Source organism: Haliea sp. E1-2-M8, from assembly GCF_030649675.1.
GTDB lineage: Bacteria > Pseudomonadota > Gammaproteobacteria > Pseudomonadales > Halieaceae > Haliea.
Window position 1 is genome coordinate 61879 of sequence record NZ_JAUTDR010000001.1, and the last position, 19813, is coordinate 81691.

The 19813-nt window shown below is 63.0% G+C and carries 13 protein-coding genes; 11 read left to right on the top strand and 2 right to left on the bottom strand.

Going from position 1 to position 19813, the window contains the following annotated elements:
- Positions 1–11 precede the first annotated feature (11 nt).
- From atpD to glmS, 4 genes are all read left to right on the top strand, one after another.
- The gene (gene atpD, locus Q6D67_RS00285; RefSeq protein WP_304703488.1) at positions 12–1409 is read left to right on the top strand and encodes a F0F1 ATP synthase subunit beta; all 1398 of its coding nucleotides are present in this window, start codon (positions 12–14) and stop codon (positions 1407–1409) included.
- Positions 1410–1433: 24 nt separating this feature from the next.
- On the top strand, positions 1434–1862 hold the full coding sequence (locus Q6D67_RS00290; protein ID WP_304703490.1) for a F0F1 ATP synthase subunit epsilon: 429 nt from the start codon (positions 1434–1436) through the stop codon (positions 1860–1862).
- Positions 1863–1949: 87 nt separating this feature from the next.
- Positions 1950–3317: a bifunctional UDP-N-acetylglucosamine diphosphorylase/glucosamine-1-phosphate N-acetyltransferase GlmU gene (gene glmU / locus Q6D67_RS00295; protein ID WP_304703492.1), complete on the top strand. Its 1368-nt coding sequence runs from the start codon at positions 1950–1952 to the stop codon at positions 3315–3317.
- 3 nt (positions 3318–3320) lie between these two features.
- On the top strand, positions 3321–5150 hold the full coding sequence (gene glmS / locus Q6D67_RS00300; protein ID WP_304703494.1) for a glutamine--fructose-6-phosphate transaminase (isomerizing): 1830 nt from the start codon (positions 3321–3323) through the stop codon (positions 5148–5150).
- Between the two features lie 54 nt (positions 5151–5204).
- On the opposite strand, the gene Q6D67_RS00305 is transcribed toward glmS, so the two are convergent.
- Positions 5205–5555: a cupin domain-containing protein gene (locus tag Q6D67_RS00305; protein ID WP_304703496.1), complete on the bottom strand. Its 351-nt coding sequence runs from the start codon at positions 5553–5555 to the stop codon at positions 5205–5207.
- A 222-nt stretch (positions 5556–5777) separates the two neighbouring features.
- On the opposite strand from Q6D67_RS00305, the gene Q6D67_RS00310 reads away from it, so the two are divergent.
- From Q6D67_RS00310 to Q6D67_RS00320, 3 genes are all read left to right on the top strand, one after another.
- Positions 5778–7664: an NAD(P)-binding protein gene (locus Q6D67_RS00310; RefSeq protein WP_304703497.1), complete on the top strand. Its 1887-nt coding sequence runs from the start codon at positions 5778–5780 to the stop codon at positions 7662–7664.
- Entirely contained in the window at positions 7661–9259 is a 1599-nt protein-coding gene (locus Q6D67_RS00315; protein WP_304703498.1) for a tetratricopeptide repeat-containing sulfotransferase family protein, read from the top strand. The genes Q6D67_RS00310 and Q6D67_RS00315 overlap by 4 nt, the downstream gene beginning before the upstream one ends.
- A 187-nt stretch (positions 9260–9446) precedes the next feature.
- A complete protein-coding gene (locus Q6D67_RS00320) occupies positions 9447–11936 on the top strand; it encodes a TonB-dependent receptor (protein WP_304703499.1) in 2490 nt (829 codons plus the stop codon).
- 52 nt (positions 11937–11988) lie between these two features.
- Here the strand turns inward: Q6D67_RS00320 and Q6D67_RS00325 are convergent, their stop codons facing one another.
- Entirely contained in the window at positions 11989–13371 is a 1383-nt protein-coding gene (locus Q6D67_RS00325; protein ID WP_304703500.1) for a glutamine synthetase family protein, read from the bottom strand.
- 157 nt (positions 13372–13528) lie between these two features.
- On the opposite strand from Q6D67_RS00325, the gene Q6D67_RS00330 reads away from it, so the two are divergent.
- The 4 genes from Q6D67_RS00330 (at position 13529) to Q6D67_RS00345 (ending at position 19802) form a co-directional block, all read left to right on the top strand.
- On the top strand, positions 13529–15109 hold the full coding sequence (locus Q6D67_RS00330) for an NAD(P)/FAD-dependent oxidoreductase (protein ID WP_304703501.1): 1581 nt from the start codon (positions 13529–13531) through the stop codon (positions 15107–15109).
- A 71-nt stretch (positions 15110–15180) separates the two neighbouring features.
- Positions 15181–16953 carry a sodium:solute symporter gene (locus Q6D67_RS00335; RefSeq protein ID WP_304703502.1) on the top strand — a complete coding sequence of 591 codons (1773 nt, stop codon included), beginning with the start codon at positions 15181–15183 and terminating at the stop codon, positions 16951–16953.
- 42 nt (positions 16954–16995) lie between these two features.
- Positions 16996–18213, top strand: coding sequence for an MFS transporter (locus tag Q6D67_RS00340; RefSeq protein WP_304703504.1), 1218 nt, complete (start codon positions 16996–16998; stop codon positions 18211–18213).
- Positions 18210–19802 (top strand): NAD(P)/FAD-dependent oxidoreductase, encoded by a 1593-nt coding sequence (locus Q6D67_RS00345; protein WP_304703506.1) that lies wholly within the window; start codon positions 18210–18212, stop codon positions 19800–19802. Before Q6D67_RS00340 ends, Q6D67_RS00345 begins: the two co-directional genes overlap by 4 nt.
- Positions 19803–19813: the final 11 nt, after the last annotated feature.

The window sequence follows — 19813 nt, forward strand, 5'->3', positions numbered from 1 at the left end:
AGGATCCGAACATGAGCAGCGGACGAGTCGTACAAATTATCGGCGCCGTTATCGACGTGGAATTTCCACGCGACGCGGTACCCAATATTTACGATGCACTGTTGGTTACCGAGAAGGGGCTCACCCTGGAAGTCCAGCAGCAGCTGGGCGACGGCGTTGTGCGTACGATTGCCATGGGCTCCTCGGAGGGCGTGAGCCGTGAGCTCGCGGTGGAAAATACCGGCGCGCCGATTTCAGTGCCCGTGGGTGTTGAAACCCTCGGTCGCATCATGGACGTACTCGGCAACCCGATCGACGAGCGCGGCCCCATCGGTGAGAAGGACCGCGCCTCCATCCACCGCAAGGCTCCTGCCTATGAAGATCTGGCCGCTTCCGACGAGCTGCTGGAAACCGGCATCAAGGTGATCGACCTGGTCTGCCCTTTCGCCAAGGGCGGCAAGGTAGGCCTGTTCGGCGGCGCCGGCGTGGGCAAGACAGTAAACATGATGGAGCTGATCAACAACATCGCCACCGAGCACTCCGGTCTGTCCGTGTTTGCCGGTGTCGGTGAGCGTACCCGGGAAGGGAACGACTTCTATTTCGAAATGCAGGAATCCAAGGTTGTCGATATCGAGAACCTGGGCAACTCCAAGGTGGCGATGGTCTACGGCCAGATGAACGAGCCGCCCGGAAACCGCCTGCGTGTGGCCCTGACCGGCCTGACCATGGCCGAGAAATTCCGCGACGAAGGCCGCGACGTACTGCTGTTCATCGACAATATCTACCGTTACACCCTGGCCGGTACCGAAGTTTCGGCACTGCTCGGCCGGATGCCCTCCGCAGTGGGCTACCAGCCGACTCTGGCGGAAGAGATGGGTGTACTGCAGGAGCGCATCACCTCCACCAAGACCGGCTCCATCACCTCCATCCAGGCGGTCTACGTACCGGCGGACGACCTGACCGACCCGTCGCCCGCGACCACCTTCGCCCACCTGGACTCCACCGTGGTACTGGCCCGGGACATCGCCGCCAAGGGTATCTACCCCGCGGTGGACCCGCTGGACTCCACCAGCCGCCAGCTGGACCCGCTGATCATCGGCCACGAGCACTATGACGTTGCCCGCGGCGTGCAGTCCGTACTGCAACGCTACAAGGAGCTGAAGGACATCATCGCCATCCTGGGTATGGACGAGCTTTCCGAGGAAGACAAGCAGACTGTGGCCCGGGCGCGTAAAATCGAGCGCTTCCTGTCCCAGCCATTCCACGTGGCGGAAATCTTCACCGGCGCTCCCGGCAAGTACGTGTCGCTGAAGGAAACCATCTCCGGCTTCAAGGGAATCCTGGCCGGCGAATACGACCACATGCCGGAGCAGGCGTTCTACATGGTCGGCGGCATCGACGAAGCCATTGAGAAAGCAGCCAAGCTGTAAGGCACTGCTGAAGAGGGTCTGGAGATGGTAATGACAATTCACTGCGACATCGTCAGCGCGGAAGAGGAAATCTTTTCCGGGCTGGTGGAAATGCTGGTGGCCACCGCCGACCTCGGTGAAATGGGTGTGACCTACGGCCACGCCCCGCTGCTGTCAGCCCTGATCCCGGGCCCGGTTCGCATCGTCAAGCAGGGCGGCGAGGAAGAGGTGTACTACGTGTCGGGCGGCTTTATTGAAGTGCAGCCCGGGGTGGTCTCCATCCTTGCCGACGCTGCTCTGCGTGCCGGTGACGTCGACGAGGCCGCTGCGGAGGAGGCCCGCCGTGAAGCGGTCCATACCCTGACCAACCAGTCGGGCGATTTCGACTACGGCCGGGCCTCAGCGCAGCTCGCCGAAGCCGCCGCTCAGCTCGCCACCTTGCGCAAGATGCGCAATCGCGCTGGACGCGGCTGAGTCGAGAGATTCGCCTCCGGGCCTCGGATTCCCGGGGCCGAATGGGTTATCCTGCGCTTCAGGTTTTCCTGAGAACGGGGCACCGCAATGTCTCTAGAAGTCGTCATCCTGGCAGCGGGCCAGGGCTCGCGCATGCGTTCAAGCCTGCCCAAGGTGCTGCACCTGTTGGCGGGCAAGCCACTGCTTGCGCATGTCATCGACAGCGCGCAACAGCTGTCCCCCACCGCCATTCATGTGGTTGTCGGCCACGGTGCCGAACAGGTCCGCTCCGTTTTTGGCGAGCAGGCGCTGTTCTGGATTGAGCAGCGGCAGCAGCTCGGCACCGGTCATGCGGTACTGCAGGCCCTGCCCGCTATTGGCGAGGGGAGCACAGTGCTCGTGCTGTACGGCGATGTGCCACTGGTGTCTCCTGGTATTCTGCAGGCCCTGGTGGCTGCCGCCGCGGGGGCGCCGGCTTTGCTGACAGCCACATTGGAAGATCCCGCGGGTTACGGTCGTGTCCTGCGTGACGCCGACGGTGCTTTCATGGCGGTAGTGGAACACAAGGATGCCACCGACTCCGAGCGCGGGGTGCGGGAGGTCAACACCGGCATCCTGGCAGCACCCGCCAGTCTGCTGCACCGCTACCTGCCCAGCGTGGACAACAGCAATCAACAGCAGGAATACTATCTTCCCGATGTCCTCTCGCTTGCCGTGGCTGACGGCGTGCCGGTGCAAACCGCCTCCGCCGCCAATCCGCTGGAGGTAATGGGCGTCAACGACCAGTTGCAGCTCAGCCGTTTGGAGCGCGAATTGCAGCGGCAGCGTGCCGAGGCGCTGATGCAGGCGGGAGTCAGGCTGGCGGATCCCGCCCGGATTGACATCCGCGGCAGCCTGCAATGTGGCCAGGATGTGTTTATCGATGTGAACTGCGTGTTTGCCGGCGAGGTGGTTTTGGGTGATGGCGTGTCCATAGGCCCCAACTGTGTCCTCCAGGACGCCACTGTGGGTGAGGGCAGCGAAATCTGCGCCATGAGTCACCTGGAGTCCGCCAGCGTGGGCAGTGCCTGTAATGTCGGGCCCTATGCCAGGTTGCGGCCCGGCACCCGCCTGGGTGATCAGGCCAGAGTGGGCAATTTTGTCGAGACCAAAAAAGCCAATATAGGCGTCGGCAGCAAGGTCAATCACCTGTCCTATGTCGGCGATTGTGAGATGGGTGCTGGGGTCAATGTTGGCGCCGGAACCATTACCTGCAATTATGACGGGGTCAACAAGCATATTACCCGTATCGGCGATGGCGCATTTGTGGGTTCCAACGCGACACTGGTGGCCCCGGTAGAGATTGGCGCCGACGGCTTTGTGGCCGCGGGCTCCACCATAACCCGCCCGGTTGCCACCGGGGAGCTGGCGGTGGGGCGTGGCAAGCAGCGCAATATTCAGGGCTGGACGCGGCCGGGCAAAACAGACAAGGACTGAAACATGTGTGGAATTGTTGCCGCGGCGGCCCGTCGCGAAGTCTCTGAAATCCTGCTTGAAGGGCTGCGGCGGCTGGAATACCGGGGCTATGATTCCGCCGGTATGGCGCTGATCGACAGCGACCACAACCTGCTGTTGCACAAGCGCCAGGGCAAGGTCGCGGAGCTGGAGCAGGCCCAGGCCATGGACCCCAAGTACGGCTGCGTTGGTATCGCCCACACCCGCTGGGCGACCCACGGCGTACCCTCCGCGGTAAACGCACACCCGCACCTCTCGGGCCAGCGGGTCGCCGTGGTGCACAATGGGATTATCGAAAACCATGCTGAGCTGCGCGCCGAACTGCAGGCGAGCGGCTACGAATTTCAGTCAGGGACGGACACGGAGGTGATCGTGCACCTGCTGCATCGGGAGCTGGAATCGGGCCGCAGCCTGCAACAGGCGATGCTGGCGGTAGTCCCCCGTTTGCAGGGGGCCTATGCCCTGGCCGCCATCGATGCAGAGCACCCCGATGAGGTGGTCGGCACCCGCGAGGGCAGCCCCCTGGTAGTCGGTGTGGGCATTGGTGAGTACTTCCTCGCCTCCGACCAGTTGGCACTGCGGCAAGTGACGGACCGTTTCATCTATCTGGAAGAGGGTGACCTGGTCCGGATTACGGCGACCTCCCTGCAAATCACCAACGTCGCCGGGGAGCCGGTGCAGCGCAAGATGTCGATGATCTCGTCGGTGGAGGAGAGCACAGGGCTGGGTAATTTCGAGCACTACATGCTCAAGGAAATCTACGAACAGCCCCGGGCCCTGGCTGACACCATTCCCGTCGCCGGTGCCCGCGAAATCGAAGACAGCGTTTTTGGCGCCGATGCCGGCGCCATTTTCGATCAGGTCAAGGCTGTGCAGATCGTCGCCTGCGGCACCAGCTATCATGCGGGCATGGTCGCTCGCTACTGGCTGGAGGAACTGGCCGGTATTCCCTGTGCGGTGGAGGTCGCCTCCGAGTTCCGCTACCGCAAGCGCGTGACTCATCCCGGTACCCTGCTGGTCACCGTGTCCCAGTCCGGTGAGACCGCCGATACCCTGGCCGCGCTGCGCAATGCCAATGAAGAAGCCTTTGTGGCGAGAATGGTGATCGCCAACGTGGATCACAGTTCCCTGGTGCGGGAGTCCGACCTGGTATTCCTGACCCGGGCCGGTACCGAAATCGGCGTGGCTTCGACCAAAGCCTTTACGACCCAGCTGGCGGCGTTCCTGATGCTGACCCTGGTGCTTGGCCGCAGGCACGCGCTGACACCGGCATTGGCTGCCGATATGGTTTCCGCGCTGCACAGTCTGCCGGACTATGTGGCGCAGACCCTGAGCCTGGACCCGGCAATCAAGCGCATGGCTTCCGCGTTTATTCCACGCCAGCATGCCCTGTTCCTGGGCCGTGGCATTCATTACCCGATTGCCATGGAAGGTGCGCTCAAGCTCAAGGAAATCTCCTACATCCACGCCGAGGCCTATCCTGCGGGCGAGTTGAAGCACGGGCCGCTGGCCCTGGTGGACGCGGATATGCCGGTGGTCGCCGTGGCGCCCGGCGACGAGCTGATGGAAAAGCTCAAGTCAAACCTGGAAGAAGTGCGCTCGCGTGGCGCCGAGCTCTATGTGTTTGCCGACAGCGAGGCCCACTTCGCCGACGAGCCCCGGGTTCACGTACTGGCGCTGCCGAGTTGCCCGGAGCTGCTCAAACCCATCGTCTACACGGTCGCCCTGCAGCTGCTCGCCTACCACGTCGCGGTACAGAAAGGGACGGACGTCGACAAGCCGCGGAATCTGGCGAAGTCGGTGACGGTGGAGTAGGGCGCTGCGGGAATTCGCCCAGCCGACCCGGTCTCCGGCACTTTTCAGTCGGAGTTATTCCGGCAGTAGCATCATGTATACCTTGCGCACTTTTTCCACGACTTCTGCGGAGCCTTTCCAGCCTTTCGGAAAGACCCAGCTATCGCCGGCTCGAACCTCGGTGACCTTCCCGGATTCAGAGGTGAATCGCCAGTGACCCTCGAGCAGGTGACAGAATTCGGTGACGTCCAGATCCAGCTGTAGCGTGCCGGGCTCGCACTCCCACGTACCTGCAATCATATTGTCCTGTTTGAAAAAGCCTTTGTCGGTCTGTGTCGGCAAGGGGCCAACCGGCTCTCCAAACGAATCTGTCAATGCCAGGTCTGTGAGGGAGGCGCACTGGTGTTGAACACTGATTTCGGGCATTTCCGAAGCTCTCCAATTCTGAATTCAGTGAAATTCTACGTCAGGGTGTGCCTGCATCGCTACCTGGCCCATCGGCTCGGAGATCAGGGAAAAACCGGTAACTCCCGGTTGCCTCCTGCACTGTCAGCCGTGATGATAAGGAAGCTTGGCTGTGAGTCCGCTGCTCCCGGCAAAAATGAGGACTAACGCGTGGTGAATAAAAAGACAGACACAGAACTTGGTATGGACGCGGTTATTACACGCCGCGATCTGATCCACGACGCCGGCATGGCGGCGCTGGCAATGGCGTTGTGTCCGTCTATTGTTGCCGCAGCGCCGGAGAAACCGGCGCCGGCCGCGAGCTCCCCGTCCGCCGCCGATTACCCTCCGGTCCGAACGGGCATGCGCGGGTCCCACCCGGGCGCCTTCGAGTCCGCCCATGCACTCGCCCGGGAGGGTCGCAGCTTTCCCGAGCCCGTCGATCTGGACCAGCACTTTGACCTGGTGATCGTCGGTGCGGGTATCTCAGGACTGGCTGCGGCACGCTTTTACCAGCAGCGTTTCGGTGCGGACAGGCGGATCCTCCTGCTTGAGAACCACGATGATTTCGGCGGCCATGCGCGGCGCAACGAGTTCCACCAGGCCGGGCGCATGGTGCTGTCGATGGGTGGTACCCACAACCTCGAATGGTGGGATTTCAGCGCAACGGTGCAGGAGTTCCTGAAAGACCACGGCGTCGATGTGGATTTGATGCGCGAACGGAAACAGTTCCACTACGGCGACACCGCGCCCAACAGCCCCGCAATGTGGTTCGATGCCGCAACGTATGGTGAAAACCGCCTGGTCGTCAACTGCGATCTGACCGCGCGCCTCGACTCCACGACGATCGATCAGATGCCGATCTCCGAGGCGGGTCGCGAGTCATTCAAGCACTTTTATGCCGCTCGCGAGGATCTGCTTGAGCACCTCGACGAGGCGCAAGCTGAAGACTACCTGCGCAGCATTTCCTACCCGGAGTTCCTGCGCCGCCATGGCGGCCTCACGGAGGACGCCGTTCAGCTTTTCGCCAAGCTGGAGCACGGCGGCTGGGGCGTCGAGATGCGTGCGCTCTCGGCGCAGGAGGCGATGGAGAGCGGCTTTCCTGGGGTGCACCTGCTGGGTGGAAGCTGGGACGGGGAGGGCTGGGACTATCCCGTAGCCATGTGGCCGGATGGCAACGCCAGCCTGGCGCGGCTGCAGGTGGCTACGTTGATCCCGGGGGTCGCGCCCGGTACCACGGCCGCTAACGTGGCAGTGGCGCGCTTCAATTACGCCGAGCTCGATCGCCCCGGGAATCCCGTGCGCCTGCGACTGAATTCGACGGTGATCAATACCGCGAATACGGAAGACGGCGTTGCCGTGAGCTATATCAACGACGGCAAGGTGTTGCGGGTTACCGCAGGGCACTGCGTGCTCGCCTGCTATCACAGTATCATCCCGCACCTGTGCCCTGAGCTGCCGCAGTCCCAGCGCGAAGCGCTTGAGTATCAGGTAAAGCACCCCCTGTTGTTGACCAACGTGCTTATCCGCAACACCGACGCTCTCGATACGCTCGGTATTGACGGTGTGCGTTGCCCGGGTCGCCTCATGGAGCGTCTGTTTACCTTTCGTGGCATCAACACCGGGGGTTACGAGCACGCCATTGATGACTCCGGCCCGGTAGCGCTGGTCTTCTGGGGCAGTATTTCGCCGCCGGCGGACGCCGTGGACATCAAGAGTCAGTTACGTGCGTCGCGGGCTATCATGCTGGGTATGAGCTTTGAGGACTACGAGCGCGAGGTGCGCACGGTGCTCGACGGTCTGCTTGGTCCCGCGGGCTTCGATGTGCGGCGCGACATCCTGGCCATTACCGTCAACCGCTGGCCGCATGGTTATGCCTACGAGTATCTCGACCTCTGGGATCCGGACTGGCCCGAGGACGAGGCGCCCCACGAGATCGCCCGCAAGCCGTTCGGCAGGATCGCGATCGCCAATACCGATGCGGCCGCGACCGCCTACACACACACTGCGATTGAGCAGGCCTGGCGTGCAGTGCAGGGGTTGCCGACGCGACGCCCCGCCGGTTTCAGTGAAGACCCGGGACAGCCATGAGCACTGCCAGCAAGGTGCCGATAGAACCCTGGATGCAGGAAACCCTCCGCGAAGGTTTTGCGCACCTGTCTGCAGGGCGCCCCAGCGAGGCATCGGCCTGCTGTAAACGTCTGCTTGGCGCCAAGGGCGATCTCGTCGAGGCGCATTTCCTCGTCGGGCTGATCGCCCTCGAACTCAAGCAGACCTGGCGTGCGGTTCAGGCCTTTGGCTCCGTGACCAGGCTACAGCCAGGTCATGCGGCTGCCTGGGCGAATCTTGCCCGCCTGTTCATGCAGGCGGGCCAGTCTGCCCGGGCGGACGCGGCGCTGGCCAAGGCAGTCGAACACAACGACGGCAACCCGACCGTGATGGATCTGATCGGGACCGTGCATGGCCTCCTGGGTGATCAGCAAGAGGCAGGGGAATGGATCGCCCGCGCCCTCGAACAGCGGCCCGATAGTATCCCCTTCCTTCTTAACCAGGCCAACAATCACATGTTCCTCGATCGCATAGAGGAAGCGGAAGCCGACCTGGAACGGGTGCTGGCGCAGAGCCCCTCGCATCCCAATGCGCACTGGCTCTGGTCCGGACTGAGGCGAGTGCAGGGTCGGGAACACGTCGAGCAACTCGAGCGGCTGATCGGCGATGAGTCGCAAAATCCCCGCTCGCTCGCCTTTCTCTGCTATGCGCTGGGCAAGGAGCTTGAGGATCTCGAGGACTGGGACCCGGCTTTCGAGGCCTTTGCGCGCGGCGCCCGCGCACGGCGCAAGACCATCGATTTCGACGAGGCGGCGGAGGACCAGATGTACCAGGCATTTGCCGACACTTTCACTGAGTCCTGGTTATATGATGGTGCGCGGGGGCATGACGACCCGGCGCCGATCTTCGTGGTCGGCCAGCCGCGCACAGGCACCACGCTCGTGGAGCGTATCATCACCAGTCATTCGCAGGTGCATTCGGCGGGAGAGCTGAAACAGTTCGGGCACTGTGTTCGCCGTATGGGAGACTACCGCGAGCCTCGGCGCCAGTCCGCGAAGCTCGCGGAAATCGGCGCGGCGATCGACCCGGAGCAACTGGGCAAGGCTTATTTGCAGGCGACCCGCAAACTGCAGGGAACACAACCGCGCTTCGTCGACAAGTTGCCCCCCAACTACCTCTACCTGCCTTTGATCCTGAAAGCCCTGCCCAGGGCGAAGATCGTGCACTTGCGCCGCGACCCCATGGATGCCTGTTTCGCAAGCTTCAAGCAACTCTTTGCCGATGCCTATCCACATTCCTACGACCAGGCTGAGATGGCGCGCCATCACGCGCGCTACTACCATCTCATGGCGACCTGGCGAGACCGCTTCGGCGACCGTTTCTTTGACATTTCCTACGAAGACACGGCCGCCAACCTCGAGCCGAATGCCCGCGCGCTTATCGACTTCCTGGAGCTGCCCTGGGAGGAGGCCTGCCTCTCGTTCCACGAGCAGAAAGCAGCGGTCACCACGGCGAGCGTGGTGCAGGTGCGTGAGCCAGCGCACACGCGCTCCGTCGGTCGCTGGCGTCGCTATGCGGAGCGGCTCTCGACCATGCGCGACACGCTGGCTGCCAAAGGTGTCCCGGAAAGCCTCTGATGTGGATGGCGCAACGCTCAGCAACGGTGCACGCACTGTTCCGGTGAGGTGCATACTGTCCCTGTAGGCTGCGAAGCATCAGATTCTGCCTGAACTATAGTCAGTAGCAGTTTACAAAAGCGTCATTTTTCACTACTTTTAATGAAAATAATGTGCGCGTGTCGGAAAGACCGCGGAGGAGAAAAGCATGGAGCCTCAACCATCCTCGTATTTTCCCGGAATCAGTACCACCGGCATCGCCTGCCGCGACGCGCGGGGGCTGCGCTTACCGAGCGCACCACGACGACTGCTGTCGCGGTCCGTGGCGGTGGCCATTCTGAGCGGTGCGGCTGTGACGCCGGCGGCAGCGCAGCAGCTCGAGGAGGTGATCGTTACCGCGACAAAACGCGCAGAGTCAGTAATGGACGTGCCGATTGCGATCACTGCGATGTCCGGCGCGGAAATCCGCAAGGTCAATCTCAGCGACATCAAGGACCTGATTTCCTTTACCCCGGGTATCAGCGGCAACAGCAAGGACAGCTTCCTCGATTTTGTCAGCGTTCGCGGCATTCGTACCATCGACTTTGGTAACGGCGGCGACCCGTCCGTCAGCCTTTACAAGAACGGACTCTATCAGGGCCGTAACGGGGCCGCTGTTTCCAGCCTCTACGATATCGAGCGCGCCGAGGTACTTCGCGGACCCCAGGGCTTCCTGTTCGGGCGCAACTCGGTGAGTGGCGCCATGAACATCATCACCGAGAAACCCGATGTCTCCGCGACCGAGGGCTATGCCGAGATCGACGTTGGTGAGCGTGGCGTTCTTACCCTGGAAGGCGCGGTAAACCTGCCCATCACCGAAAACCTCGCTGTGCGCATTGCAGGGTTTCACTCCGAAGAGGACGGCTATGTCGACAATCTCGCCGGTGGCGATGATCTTATTTCCCACGACAATCAGTCCCTGCGCATCACTACCCGCTACGAGAACGAAAAACTGACCGCTGATCTGATTCTGGAATTCGATGACCGCAACCAGTTCGGCAGCGTTTACCGGGCTACCGGTGAGGGTACGGCATTTAAGGTCAACCAGACGCGCATCAACGGCGGCGTGCCAATCGAAACCTCCGCGGATGGTCGCACCGTCAATAACGACAACTCGATGACACCCCGGGATGATTCCGATATCTTTTCCGTCGGCCTGCTTGTCGATTTTGATCTTGGCTGGGCGACGCTGACATCGCTGACCGGCTACAAGGACCACGAGTACGAGTACCTGGAGGATTACGATGGGTTGCCCACGATCACCTTCAACTACGGGCAGAGCCAGTCGGGGGAGTATTTCGAGCAGGAGCTTCGCCTCGCGTCCAACAGTGAAGGCCCGCTGGACTGGTACGCGGGCGCGTCCCTCTACGACGAGGACATCGACACCATATTTCTCGGCCAGCAGGAAGAGGATGTCTACTGCCTCGGGTACTGGTTCAACACCTGTTCCGATCTGTTTGACTACTACAACGGCCTGGACAGCTATTACGGTCAGACCACCTACTGTGACTACTACCTGGATTACTACTTTGGCAGCTGCGAATGGACACCTTCGCCCACCGGGCTGATCAACGACCGCAACCGGGTTGTCGGAAAATACCAGGGGTATTCAGCCTATCTGGATCTGGGCTACCGTTTCAGCGAAACCCTCGACGGCTCCCTGGGTGTCCGCTACAGCTACGACGAGAAGGACTTTTCCCAGAATGCCCTGCCCGACCCGGGCGGCTCCCTGCTGCGGTACAAGGTTCAGACCGGTTTTTCCACCCCGGAAGGCGCGTTGCGCGACAAGCAGGACTGGAGTGAAGTTACCTGGCGCGCGGTGCTCAACTGGCGCCCCAGTCTGGATACGTTGCTCTTTGCCAGCGTTGCAACCGGCTACAAGCCCGGTGGTTTTGGCAGCTTCAATATCGAGGGCCCCGGCAGCGAAGGCTGTCCCTTCGGCCTCTGTGTGGGCTTGCCCGGCCGCGATCGCCCCGGGGATTTCGGGCCTGAAACGGTGCTTTCCTACGAGATTGGCTACAAGGGGACATTGTGGGACGGGCGAGCCCAGGTAGCGACGACGGCGTTTTATTACGAGTACGAGGACTTGCAGGCGATTTTTGGCGAGGGCCCACGTACCCTCGTTGACAACGTCGGCGAGGTCGAGGGCATGGGGGTTGAGGTGGAAGCCAGCGTAGCGCTGACAGATCACCTGAAGTTCCGGACGGGGGGCTCCTGGTTCGATTCAGAAGCAACCAACGTCCAGGCTTTCTGTGGCGCGGGCGAAACGCTCACGGGATCCGCCGATGTCTGCGAGGGCAATTCTGTCCCCTGGGCACCGGAGTACACGGCGTTCGTGGTGCTTGATGCCAATTACCCGCTGGGCAACGGTGAGGCCTTTGGCACCATCGCGTGGTCCTGGGAGGATGACTATCGTGGCGACTGGCCGGATAAGGACTTGATCTACCAGCGAATCAAGGCTCTGAATCAGACTGACATTATCGTGGGTTATCGCCAGTCCAACTGGCAGGTGAGCGCCTACGTGGAGAATGTGTTCGACGATATCTGGTACGACGGCAACTACTCAGACGACCCCAGCGAGACCACGCTCTTCGTGCAGCATACCTTCGGTCCCTCCCGACCAAGGACCGCGGGTGTGAGACTGAGTTACACATTCTGAGGCGGTGAAACTCAGCCTCGCGCTGTAGCGGGCGCGGGGTCCACCGCTGTCGCTACAGCGCCCGCAGGTACCAGCTGTAGTCCAGGTCGGGCACCTCTCCGTGATACAGGTCGCTCTCACCCTGGCGTTGCGCCGCATAGGATCGGGCATAGCATTCACCAAGATAGGCGGGAATGATTTTCCCGGCCCGGAACAGGTCGAGGGCGCCGTCGAGGCGGGTGGGAAAACTGACAGCCGCGGCTGAGAGATCTGCCTCGCGTGCTACCGGCTCGCCCGGGTCCGCGCCGCTGCGCATGCCATGGTGCAGGCCCGCGAGCACTGCCGCGAGGACGAGATACGGGTTCGCATCGGCACCGGCTATGCGGTGTTCGATGCGTCGGTTTTGTTCTGACGAAGCGGGAACGCGCAGGGCCACTTCGCGATGATCGTAGCCCCAGGTCGGACCCGACGGCGCAAACGCGCCCGCCTTGAAGCGGCGATAGGAGTTGGGATTGGGCGCGAAAATGGCCATGGCTTCGTTGACGGTGTTGACGAGGCCGCCGATGCCGTCCAGCAAAGTCTGCGTTATCTGCGGTGGCTCTGCAGGTTCCCTATGGGCAAAGACATTGACCCCCTCGCCGTTGTAGACGCTCGCGTGTATGTGCAGGCCGCTACCGCCCAGGTCCGCGAACGGTTTTGCCATGAACGTTGCGCCAAGGCCATGGCGTCGGGCAATACCTTTGACCAGCCGGCGCAAGAGAAGCGCGTGATCGCCCGCCAGCAGCGCGTCCTGCTGATGGTGCGTGTTGATTTCCCATTGACCCGGTGAAAACTCGCTGTGGATCGCGGTAAGTGGCACCGACTGCAGTTCGCAGGCAAGGCGCACGTCCTCGAGGAACGCGTCGCAGTCCAGAAGGTCATCCGGCATGCAGTACTGGATACCGCCCTGGAGAAGTCCCGTGCCAGGCACACGCCCCATGAGCGGTTGCGGGCGCGCGCCGTCGCCATCGGCCAGCAGGTAGAATTCAAGTTCCGTGGCGACCACGGGTGCCAGGCCGTCAGCCGCATAATGCTCCAGCACCCGCAGCAGTGGCGCCCGGGGGTCGATCCAGCAGTAGCCTCCATCCTTATCCGCAAAGCCCGTGAGCACCTGCGCCGTGGGCGAGTCCAGCCAGGGAATGGGGGCAAGGGTACCGGCAACCGGGCGCAGGGTCTGGTCCGGATCGCCGCCGATAACAGCCTGATCCTGGCCGCTATACATGTCGCCGCGAACACCCAGGAACGGCACGGTCCGCGGCACCGAGAACGAACCGGCAAAAAAGTCGTCGAATTCGCGGCGCTGGATCCGCTTGCAGCGCAGGAGGCCATTCATGTCGGGCATCAACAGCTCGAGCATGTGTGTGTCCGGATGCTGGCGTAAAAAGTCATCCAGTTCTTGCGGTTGTGCAAAGTCCATGCGCCACCCAACTGATTGCCTGCCGCGCAGGGCAGATGCCTGGAAACTATGCAGCACCGCCCCTGATTGGCGCTTCCTAGCCCATCGGCTCGGAGGTTCCTCCCCCCTGCCCATTCTAGACTGTGGCAAGATTTCTGGGGGTGGTGGGGGTTCAGGTGTGAGCGACCAGTCGGATGTCATTGTCATTGGTGCTGGCCATAACGGCCTGGTCTGCGCTGGCTACCTGGCGGCTGCCGGTCTCAAAGTGACCGTCCTCGAGGCCCGGGACCGGGTCGGCGGCGCCGCGATAACAGAAGAGTTCCATCCCGGCTTCCGCAACTCGGTCTACTCCTATTCCATTAGTCTGCTGCACCCGAAGGTAATCGCTGACCTGGAACTGGAGAAACATGGCCTTGAGATCATGGAGCGGCCGGCGGGCACGCTCAGTATTCTCGACGGCGACCACCTGCAGCTGAGCCGGGACGGCAAGCAGGCGCGGGCCGCAGTGGCGCGCTTCTCCCGGCGTGACGCGGAGCGTCTTGAGGCCTTCGAGAACGAGATCGGTTCCGTGGCCCGGGCGTTGCGAGCCCTGGCCATGGAAGCACCGCCCAATTTTGGCGGCGGCTGGCGCGATGCGCTGGCGCTGCTCAAGGGCGGTAACGCTTTGCGCCGCTTGAGCAGCAAGCACCAGATGGTACTTGGGGAGCTGATGGTGCGTTCTATCGGCGATCACCTCGATGCCTGGTTCGAGGGCGAAGCGCTCAAGGGCGTACTCGGTCTCGAGGGGGTGATCGGCAACTTTGCGGACCCGTATCAGCCCGGCACGGCCTATGTGCTCCTGCACCACGCCTTCGGCGAGGTCAAGGGCCGTGAGGGGGCGTGGGGCATTGCGCGCGGTGGCATGGGTGCCATCACCCAGGCCATGGCCGCTTCCGCCCGGGCCCGCGGCGTGCGCATCGAGCTGGAGGCTCCGGTGGCGCGCATTCTTGTAGAGAAGGATCGGGCCTGTGGTGTGGTGACCGAGGACGGGCGCGAATTGCGCGCGCCATTGGTTGCGGCAAACGTTCACCCTCAGGTTTTGCTGCAGCGGCTGCTGGATGGGCATGGCCTTGATGAGGACGACCAACGGCGCATCGACAACTATCGCAGCCACTCGGCCACCCTGCGGATGAACGTTGCGCTGTCGGAACTGCCGCGCTTCACGAGCCTCAAGGGCAGTGACGACTCCCACTTCCTCGGCGCTATTGAGTTCTGCCCCTCTTTACCCTACCTGCAGAATGCCTACCGCGATGCGCGTGACCAGGGCTGGTCGCAGCGCCCGGTTATTTCCATGCAGATCCCCAGTACCCAGGACGACAGCCTCGCACCCGCCGGCGGCCATGTTGCGAGCCTGTTCTGCCAGCACTTTCAGCGGCACTTGCCGGACGGCCGCTCGTGGGACGAGGTCCGCGACGAGGTGGCAGATCTTGTTATCGATACGATTGACGCCCAGGCGCCAAATTTCCGGGCATCCGTGGTCGGTCGACAGATCAAGACACCGCTGGATATCGAGCGCGATCTGAACATGGTGGGCGGTGATATCTTTCACGGTGCCCTGCACCTGGACCAGTTCTACTGCATGCGTCCGATCCCCGGCCACGCCGGCTATCGCATGCCCACGGCCGGGGTATACCTCTGCGGCTCCGGGGCGCATCCCGGCGGTGGGGTTAGCGGCCTGCCCGGCTATAACGCCGCGCAGGTGATTCTTCGTGATCGATGATCCGCGCGGGGGTTCTCAGCCGGCTCCGGTGATGCAGTGCGGCAGCGCTGCCGAGCGGGTACCTGCGGGCCATGGATAGCTACACGCTGACCATCGCCGTCAGCGTGCTGTCCTTCATCGTGGTGGGGAGCTATGCCGGCCGCCGCGTGCATTCTGTGGAAGACTACTTCGTCGCCGGGCGCCGTGCGCCGACGCTGTTTATTCTCGGCACGCTGGTCGCCAGTGTCTTCAGCACTTCCCTGTTTCTCGGTGAGGCTGGTTTTACCTACGATGGCCAGATGGGGCCCTACCTGCTCTTGCCGGGGATCGCCGTTACCGGCTATATCTACGGCGCGCTCTTCTTCGGTACGTTTCTGCGTCGCAGCCGCGCGCCCACCGTAGCCGATTACTTCGGTCACCGTTTCAACAGCCGTCGTGTGCAGCAGGCAGCTGGGGTGACCATCGTCTTCGGCCTGGGCGGTTACCTGCTCGTCGTCACCCAGGGTGCGGCTCTGCTGCTCGCGGATTTGACGGCCCTGAACTACGTCGAAGCGGTCCTGGTCGCCTGGCTGAGCTACACAATTTTCACGCTCTATGCGGGTTCACGCGGGGTCATTATCACCGACACGCTCATGTTCCTGCTTTTTACCGTGGCAACGGTGCTCTTCGTCGGCAAGCTTGTCGGCGGCTTTGGCGGCGTTGCCACGGCGGTGGAGGCGCTTGCAAGCCAGGGCAGCAAGCCGGATATTGCCGCCTGGCACGGCACTATCGGCGAGGGCACGCCCTGGCCCAGGGCAGTGGATTTCCTCATCTGGTTCATAATTATCGACCTGTCCTGGAGCGTGGTCTACGCCGTCAGTCCCTGGCAGGCCAGCCGACATCTCATGGCGCGCGACGAACACGTGGTGTTGCGCGCATCGATCTACGCCTGTTTCGCCGTGATCATCATGCAGTACCTGATCTACGGCGCGGGTGGGCTGGTGAACCTCGCGCGCACGGATATCGCGCCGTCGGAAACTGTGCTGCTGTGGGCCGCGCGACACCTCGTACCTGGCTTCCTCGGCGCGCTGCTACTGGCGGGAATCGTTGCTGCGGCGCTGTCCTCTGCTTCCACTTTTTTGTCTCTGGTGGGTTTCAGCGTCAGCAATGATCTGGGCAGCCGCGACCGGGCGCCGCGTCTGGGCACAACGCGGCTGCTTATGGGTGGTGTCGCGATCGTGGTGCTCGCCCTGAGCCTGACCGTGCCCGCCAATGTTTTCTGGATCATGCTCTTTATCGGCACCGTATTCGCCTCGTCCTGGGGCCCGGTGGCGTTCATGAGTGTCTGGAGTTCGCGTATCACCGCCGCCGGCGCGTTCTGGGGACTCGTCGCCGGTTTTGCCGGCAATGTGATCCCGGCGGCGCTCGATTACGCCGGGCTTATTCGGCTACCCAGCTATCTCAACCCGGCGTTGCTCGGCGCGTTGACAGGCGTGGCGGCCATCTACCTTGCCTCGTCTGGCGCCGGACCGTCAGCCCTGGAGCAGTCCTTCCGCCAGCGCCTGCACATGACCCCCGCCGGGGACCGGGACCGGCGCAAGACGCTGGTTACTATGCTCGCACCGGCGCTCCTGGTGCTCTACGGCGCGCTCATGCCGGCGCTTCTGTTGCACTGGTACGTGCTGCCGTATCAACGTGGACGGGGGCTCGTGGGCGCCCTTGGCGGCATCGACTGGAGCCAGGCGGAGCCCTGGTTCGCCCTCGGCCCGGCACTGTTGTTCGTGCCGCTGGGCCTGATCGCGGCCGCAGTGATCTGGCGTCGCTACAGCCCCGGTGCAACAACCGCTACACTTCAGCCTGAGGAGGAATCTGTTGCCCCATGGTGAGCTATCTCCAAGCGCAGACCACTGTGTCCTGAACCGGTGCCAATGAACGCCGCCAACACCATGTTGCACCATGAGCGGACGCTGTTTGACGGCTGGCGTTCGCAAACGATCTCGCTTTATATGACGCTCGTAGGCTACGGCGTGCTCGCGGGCATTCCCGTTATCAGTACCGCCTGGGCGACCCAGCTTGGTTTCACGGATGTGCAGACGGGGCGAGTGGCCGGCGCGGACCTCGGTGGGCTCTCTTTTGGTGCCGTTCTCGCTTCCCTGCTGGTGGCGCGCATAAACCGGCGTTTGCTGGTGGTCATCGCGGCAGCGGTCGCCATGGCTGCCAATGCCTTGTGCATGGTGTTCGTGGACTACGAGCACGTCGTCTGGCTGCGATTTCTGGCAGGGTCAGGCAGTGGCGTCTACACGGCGATCGCCGTGGCAAATCTCGGCGCCAGCTCTCGGCCCGCACGCGCCTACAACATCATGCTGTTCTGCTTTGCCTTCACCCAGGCGGCCGAAATGTATGCGCTGCCGCGGCTGTCGATGGACGCCATCTACGCCGTCTTTATCGCCGCCTATGCGTTCGGGCTGCTTTTCCTGCGCTGGGTGCCCGCCCGGCCCGGGGAGCCCGGGCTGGAGGTCGAGGTCGAGGTGCAGGATCCGGAGGCCGGCGTGATCGTCGAGCACCGGCATGTGCCGCCGATGGTTCCCTGGCTTTGCCTGGGCGCTATCGCGCTTACTTATGTGAACATCGGCGCCTACTGGACCTACATCGAACTGGCCACCGCACGCGCCGGCCTGGAGGCACCCTGGGTTTCCGGTGTGCTGGTCTGGGTATCGCTCATGAGTATCCTCGGTTGTCTGGTCGCCACGATCATCAGCAACCGTTTCGGGCTGGTGCGCCCGTTGCTGGTGACGCTGCTGGTGCACGCGGCGGTCGTTGGCATGTTGGCCTTCGGTATTACCAACGTAACCTTTTTCATTAGCGTATATACTTTCAATTTTCTCTGGATCTTTATCGACGTGTACCAGATGGCGACAGTGGCAAACGTGGATCACTCGGGGCGCTTTGCCTCGCTGCTTCCGGCGGCGCAGGGTCTGGGCCAGATCATCGGGCCCAATCTCGCGGCTTCGGTGCTCGCCCTGGGCAATGGCTACGACGCGGTGTTCCAGCTTTGTGCGGCGGCATCCCTGGCCGCCTTCGCGATCTACGCGGGCCTGTATATCCGCCTGCGGCGCACATTGCCGGCCCTGGCGGACGCCCCGTGACGGCGGTCTTTGACGCAATTGTCATCGGTGCGGGCCACAATGGTCTGACCACCGCGAACTATCTCGCGCGGGGAGGCATGAAGGTCTGCGTGCTTGAGCGCCGGCACGTGGTCGGAGGCGCGGCCGTGAGCGAGGAGTTTCACCCGGGTTTCCGCAACTCCGTGGCGTCCTACGTGGTCAGTCTGCTGCGGCCGGAAGTGGTGCGCGATCTTGAGCTCACCCGCTACGGGTACGAGCCGCTGCTGCTCAACAATTCGCTGTACCTCGACTCGCGCGGCGATTACCTGCTGCTGAATGGTGACGAGGCCCACGACCGTGCCCAGTTCGGAAGGTACTCGGCGCGCGACTATGACGCGTACCTTGCCTTCGAGGAGTCGGTGGCAGTGGTCGGCGAGCTGCTGGCGAGCCAGTGGCTGCGTGAGCCACCAAAGCTCCACGGCGGGGGCATCGGCGATCTGCTTTCCGCGTTGCGTCTCGGCCTGGGTGCACGCAGGCTCGACGCCGACCAGCGCTGGCGTCTCATGCAATTTTTCCTCGGCGCACCGGAGACCATCATCGACCGCTGGTTCGAGAGCGACAAGGTCAAGGCCATGGTGGCCGCCCATATCATGCCCGCGAATTTTGCGCCGCTATCCCAGCCCGGCGCGAGCCTGGCCATGCTGCATCACGCCGTGGGCGAAATCGACGGCCGCAAGGGGGCCTGGGGCATTGTCCGCGGCGGGATGGGCGGTATCACCAGCGCCATGGCGGCGTCGGCCCGGGACAGGGGCGTGGAGATCCGCACGCAGGCGCCCGTGCAGCGCATCCTGGTCGCGCACGGCAAGGTGCGCGGCATTCGTCTTGCCAGTGGTGAAGAGATTGCCGCGCCGGTGGTGGCCGCGAACACGGAGCCGAAGCGCACGCTGCTGGAATTTCTCGGCGAGGAGTATTTGCCGGAGGCGTTCGTCCGTGACCTGCGGGCCTTCCGCCAGGAGTCCGCCTCCCTGCGCATCAACCTGGCACTCAGCGGCCTGCCGCGTTTCGCGGCCCTCGGTGGCGAGGGCGCCGGTCCCGAGCACGAGGCGACCATCACCTTCATCGAGAGCAAGGAGCACCTGGATGCCGCCTACCGCAGCGCGCGTGCTGGCGAGCCTGCGTCGCCGCCGATCATCGAGGCGGTGGTCCCGAGCGTTATCGACGACACGCTGACGGACGCCGAGGGTACGCACGTCATGAGCCTGCTGTGCAAATATATGCCCTACGACCTCGCCGATGGGCGGCACTGGGACACGGAGAAACCACGGGTCCTCGAGGATATTCTGGGCTGGGTCGAGCGCTTCGTGCCCAACCTGCGCGAGATTCTCGTCGCTACCCAATGCCTGACGCCGCTGGATCTTGAGCGCGACTTCGGCCTGCCCCGTGGTGACATCTGCCACGGCCGGATGGAACCGGACCAGCTCTTCAGCATGCGCCCACACCCGGACGCGGCACAGTACGCCACCCCCATGCCGGGCCTTTATCTCTGCGGTGCCGGGTCGCACCCGGGTGGCGGCGTTACCGGCGCACCGGGCTACAATGCCGCCCGGCGGATCCTGAAGGACCGGCGCTAAGACCCTGCCAC

Bases quoted from the DNA above. Each gene is read 5' to 3' on its own strand.
- atpD (WP_304703488.1), top strand. From the start codon at position 12: ATGAGCAGCGGACGAGTCGTACAAATTATCGGCGCCGTTATCGACGTG.
- Q6D67_RS00290 (WP_304703490.1), top strand. From the start codon at position 1,434: ATGGTAATGACAATTCACTGCGACATCGTCAGCGCGGAAGAGGAAATC.
- glmU (WP_304703492.1), top strand. From the start codon at position 1,950: ATGTCTCTAGAAGTCGTCATCCTGGCAGCGGGCCAGGGCTCGCGCATG.
- glmS (WP_304703494.1), top strand. From the start codon at position 3,321: ATGTGTGGAATTGTTGCCGCGGCGGCCCGTCGCGAAGTCTCTGAAATC.
- Q6D67_RS00305 (WP_304703496.1), bottom strand. From the start codon at position 5,555: ATGCCCGAAATCAGTGTTCAACACCAGTGCGCCTCCCTCACAGACCTG.
- Q6D67_RS00310 (WP_304703497.1), top strand. From the start codon at position 5,778: ATGGACGCGGTTATTACACGCCGCGATCTGATCCACGACGCCGGCATG.
- Q6D67_RS00315 (WP_304703498.1), top strand. From the start codon at position 7,661: ATGAGCACTGCCAGCAAGGTGCCGATAGAACCCTGGATGCAGGAAACC.
- Q6D67_RS00320 (WP_304703499.1), top strand. From the start codon at position 9,447: ATGGAGCCTCAACCATCCTCGTATTTTCCCGGAATCAGTACCACCGGC.
- Q6D67_RS00325 (WP_304703500.1), bottom strand. From the start codon at position 13,371: ATGGACTTTGCACAACCGCAAGAACTGGATGACTTTTTACGCCAGCAT.
- Q6D67_RS00335 (WP_304703502.1), top strand. From the start codon at position 15,181: ATGGATAGCTACACGCTGACCATCGCCGTCAGCGTGCTGTCCTTCATC.
- Q6D67_RS00340 (WP_304703504.1), top strand. From the start codon at position 16,996: ATGAACGCCGCCAACACCATGTTGCACCATGAGCGGACGCTGTTTGAC.